The following is a 3,391-nucleotide window of genomic DNA, read 5'->3' on the forward strand; positions in this document are numbered from 1 at the left end:
GAATGTGCTCGCGGGTTTGCGGCATGGGGCCATCGGCAGCCGAGCAGACCAGGATCGCGCCGTCCATCTGGGCAGCACCGGTGATCATGTTCTTCACGTAGTCGGCGTGACCCGGGCAGTCAACGTGCGCGTAGTGACGAATGTTGGAGTCGTACTCGACGTGCGCGGTGTTGATGGTGATACCACGAGCCTTTTCTTCCGGGGCGCTGTCGATCTTGTCGAAATCAACGCGAGCGGAACCGAAAACCTCGGAGCACACACGGGTCAGAGCAGCGGTCAGAGTGGTTTTACCGTGGTCAACGTGACCGATGGTGCCGACGTTGACGTGCGGTTTGTTACGTTCAAATTTCTCTTTAGCCATCTTGACCGTCTCCTAGCGAAGAATTGAGCAAGCCATGCCGCCATTAAAACAAAGGCAGATACTTTCATATCTGCCTTCATTAGATGGAGCTCATGAGCGGATTTGAACCGCTGACCTCACCCTTACCAAGGGTGTGCTCTACCAGCTGAGCTACATGAGCCAAACTCTATTGCGCCAACCACAAACTGGAGCGGGTAGCGGGAATCGAACCCGCATCATCAGCTTGGAAGGCTGAGGTTCTACCACTGAACTATACCCGCGGAGCTTGCAGCTCACGCTGAATCTGGTGGAGGGGGAAGGATTCGAACCTTCGAAGTCGATGACGTCAGATTTACAGTCTGATCCCTTTGGCCGCTCGGGAACCCCTCCAAAGTGAGGCGGCATTTTCTAGATCTGCCACCCTGCTGTCAAGCATTTTCTCATTTAAAATCGTGAGGTTAGCTACTTTGACAACATCTTCGTCGGGAACCAACTTTGACCACCCTGCGAAGCGGGCGCCATTCTATGCAAACTACTGGAGCAATGCAACGCCTTCGCAGGGCATTAGTTGATGCTGCAAACCGGCGAAATCGCCGGCCAATCGCCCGAGCAAAAACTCATCGGCCAGGCGCCTGCTTTCCGGCGCGACACGCACCCAGAAACTGCGGTGCGCGCGCGACAACTCGCGCATTTGCGGCTCGTAACCCACTTCGCGCAGGCGCTGCATGACGCTATCGGCCGAGTCGCTGCGCGGGAAAATACCCAGGGAGATGCCGTTGGCCAGATCGCCCTGGGTAATGATGTAGCTATCGATACGCCGTGCCTGCAGTTCGCGCAGCTGCCGCAACGACGCCTGTCGCGAAGCCAGCGGCGGTAGATAGACCCAGTATTCGACCCCCGCTGCCGCATCGACACTACGCACCTGGGCCTGAATATCCAGGCTGAGCAAGCGCTGCTCCACCACCTTCGCCCGCGCCTCTTCCTCGAAGCTACCGAGAAACAGACAGACCGCCGCCGAGGCCGGCGACGCCTCTTCCGCCGGCTCACTGACACGCGCGCGCGGCGCAGTGGTCTCGCTCAGCAGACGGATATCCTTGCGCGCGCCCTGGTAACTGCTCGTCGGCGCGACTTCCTTGGCGCGCAGTGGCGCCTGCTGCTGGTGCCAGACGTAATAGAAGACATTGAGCAGAACGAGCAACAGTAAGATCCAACGCATGCCTTGCCTCAATTCAGCGGACAGGCGATGGCCAGCCCGACAAAGACCAGATCGGCCACGACTTGCGCGCCCGGCACGACATCGCGCACTAGGTCAGCATCCCCGCCAGTCAGGAAAACCTCGAAACCATCCGGAAAGCACAACCGCGCCCGCTCCAGCTGCACCGCGACAAAGCCCCTCAGCATCAACACGCAACCGCGCTCTACCGCCTCCGCCGTGGAGCGCCCGGGCTCCAGCTCCTGCAACGCCGCCAATGCCGACTGCCGGTCGTAGCGAATGCGCCGGGTATGCGTGCTCAGCTGATCACGCATCAAGGGAAGGCCAGGGCAGATAAAACCACCGAGATGCGCGCCATCGGCCGCCACCAGATCGGCGGTGACCGCCGTACCGAGGTCCACCACCAGGCAGGCGCGCTGGCCCAGGTGGTAGGCCCCCAGCACCGCCAGCCAGCGATCCAGCCCAAGGCGCTGGTAATCGTCGTAGCCGTTGCGCACCCCCCCGGCTTCTTGGGCCGGCTGAGCGCAGCAAACCTCGACGGCGAAGGACGCACGCAACTCCTCGACCAACCGAGTGGTCTCCGCATCGCTGCGCACGCTGACCAGGCGACAGTAGCGAATGCTCAAACCCGGACACCCCGCCAATTCGGCAAACAACCCGGCATCGGAGTCGACCACTCCCGAGCAGACCCGCTCGCCCCCCCGCACCCTGATCACACGCCACTTGATGAAGCTGTTACCGCAGTCGAGCTCAAGAATCATGCTGCAACCTCAGGCTCAACTCTCCGCCACTGAAAGAACGCTCGACGCCCTCCACACTCAAGCGGATGGCACCGCGCTCGTCCACTCCGAGCACCACGCCAAGGGTTGCATGATCGCCCGCAAGCAATGCAACCGAACGCCCGCGCCACAGATGCAGCGCCTCCCACTCCTCGCGCAAGCCGGCAAAACCCTGTCGCCAGTGGCGAGACAGATGCTCGGCCAGTTGGCATAGCAGCTCGCCTGCCAGCAGATTGCGATCGATCATGCCACCGAGACACTGACGCATGGAGGTCCAGGGCTGATCGATGGCCGCCGACGAGTCGAGCGCCATGTTTGCATTGATACCAATACCGATCACCACATGGCAGACATCCGCCGGGTCGCCGGAAAGCTCCAGCAAGATCCCCGCAATCTTGCGCCCATCGACCAGGACATCGTTCGGCCACTTGAGCCCAGCGGCATTCAGGCCACAAACTTGCAGGGTACGAGCCACCGCCAGCCCCACGGTCAGACTCAACGCCTCGACCTGGCGCATCCCGCCGTCGACCCGCAATGCCAGGCTGCAGTAGAGGTTTTCCGCAAAGGGACTCGCCCAGGCGCGCCCGCGCCGCCCACGCCCGGCCGTTTGCCGCTCGGCGAGCACGACAAAAGGCGCGCTTTGTCCCCCCTCGAGTCGGCGCATTACCTCCGCATTGGTCGAGTCGAGACTGGCCAGCACGGATACCGGCCACGCCAAGGTCGCGACCTGGCGCTCGATCAGAGCGGCATCCAACAAGGTCATCGGCGCAGCCAAGCGATAGCCACGCCCAGGAACCTTGAATACCTCGATCCCAAGCTCGGACTCCAGGCTCTGCAACTGTTTCCAGATGGCGCTGCGACTGACACCCAGCGCTGCCCCCAAGGCCTCGCCAGAATGAAAGCGTCCATCCTGTAGAAGTTTCAACAATGCCAGCATGCCAGGCCCCGCCACGAACAAGGCTGGCATGATAACGACGAGCCCACGGCTTGCATAGAAAGCAGAAGACTGTAGGAGCGCGCGAACAGCGCACCCCGCTGCAAAGCCCAATAGCCGCAGAG

The 3,391-nt window shown here is 61.5% G+C and carries 4 protein-coding genes and 3 tRNA genes; all 7 read right to left on the reverse strand.

The window, feature by feature from the left end:
* Positions 1-361 (reverse strand): GTP-binding protein (locus N878_RS15455; RefSeq protein ID WP_021444523.1); only part of this gene is annotated, 361 nt, incomplete at its 3' end.
* 84 nt (positions 362-445) lie between these two features.
* Positions 446-521: transfer RNA gene (locus N878_RS15460), tRNA-Thr, on the reverse strand.
* 26 nt (positions 522-547) lie between these two features.
* A tRNA-Gly gene (locus tag N878_RS15465) sits at positions 548-621 on the reverse strand.
* 24 nt (positions 622-645) lie between these two features.
* Positions 646-730, reverse strand: a tRNA-Tyr gene (locus N878_RS15470).
* Positions 731-872: 142 nt separating this feature from the next.
* A complete protein-coding gene (locus N878_RS15475; RefSeq protein ID WP_021444524.1) occupies positions 873-1,556 on the reverse strand; it encodes an SPOR domain-containing protein in 684 nt (227 codons plus the stop codon).
* Positions 1,557-1,564: 8 nt separating this feature from the next.
* The gene (locus N878_RS15480) at positions 1,565-2,314 is read right to left on the reverse strand and encodes a pantothenate kinase (RefSeq protein WP_021444525.1); all 750 of its coding nucleotides are present in this window, start codon (positions 2,312-2,314) and stop codon (positions 1,565-1,567) included.
* Positions 2,304-3,269, reverse strand: coding sequence for a bifunctional biotin--[acetyl-CoA-carboxylase] ligase/biotin operon repressor BirA (gene birA / locus N878_RS15485; RefSeq protein WP_031303255.1), 966 nt, complete (start codon positions 3,267-3,269; stop codon positions 2,304-2,306). The genes N878_RS15480 and birA overlap by 11 nt, the downstream gene beginning before the upstream one ends.
* Between the last annotated feature and the right edge of the window lie 122 nt (positions 3,270-3,391).

The organism is Pseudomonas sp. EGD-AK9 (assembly GCF_000465935.2).
Lineage (GTDB): Bacteria > Pseudomonadota > Gammaproteobacteria > Pseudomonadales > Pseudomonadaceae > Aquipseudomonas.

What these genes read in the sequence shown, in the direction of transcription:
- N878_RS15475 (WP_021444524.1), bottom strand. Translation starts at nt 1,556, where the DNA reads ATGCGTTGGATCTTACTGTTGCTCGTTCTGCTCAATGTCTTCTATTAC.
- N878_RS15480 (WP_021444525.1), bottom strand. Translation starts at nt 2,314, where the DNA reads ATGATTCTTGAGCTCGACTGCGGTAACAGCTTCATCAAGTGGCGTGTG.
- birA (WP_031303255.1), bottom strand. Translation starts at nt 3,269, where the DNA reads ATGCTGGCATTGTTGAAACTTCTACAGGATGGACGCTTTCATTCTGGC.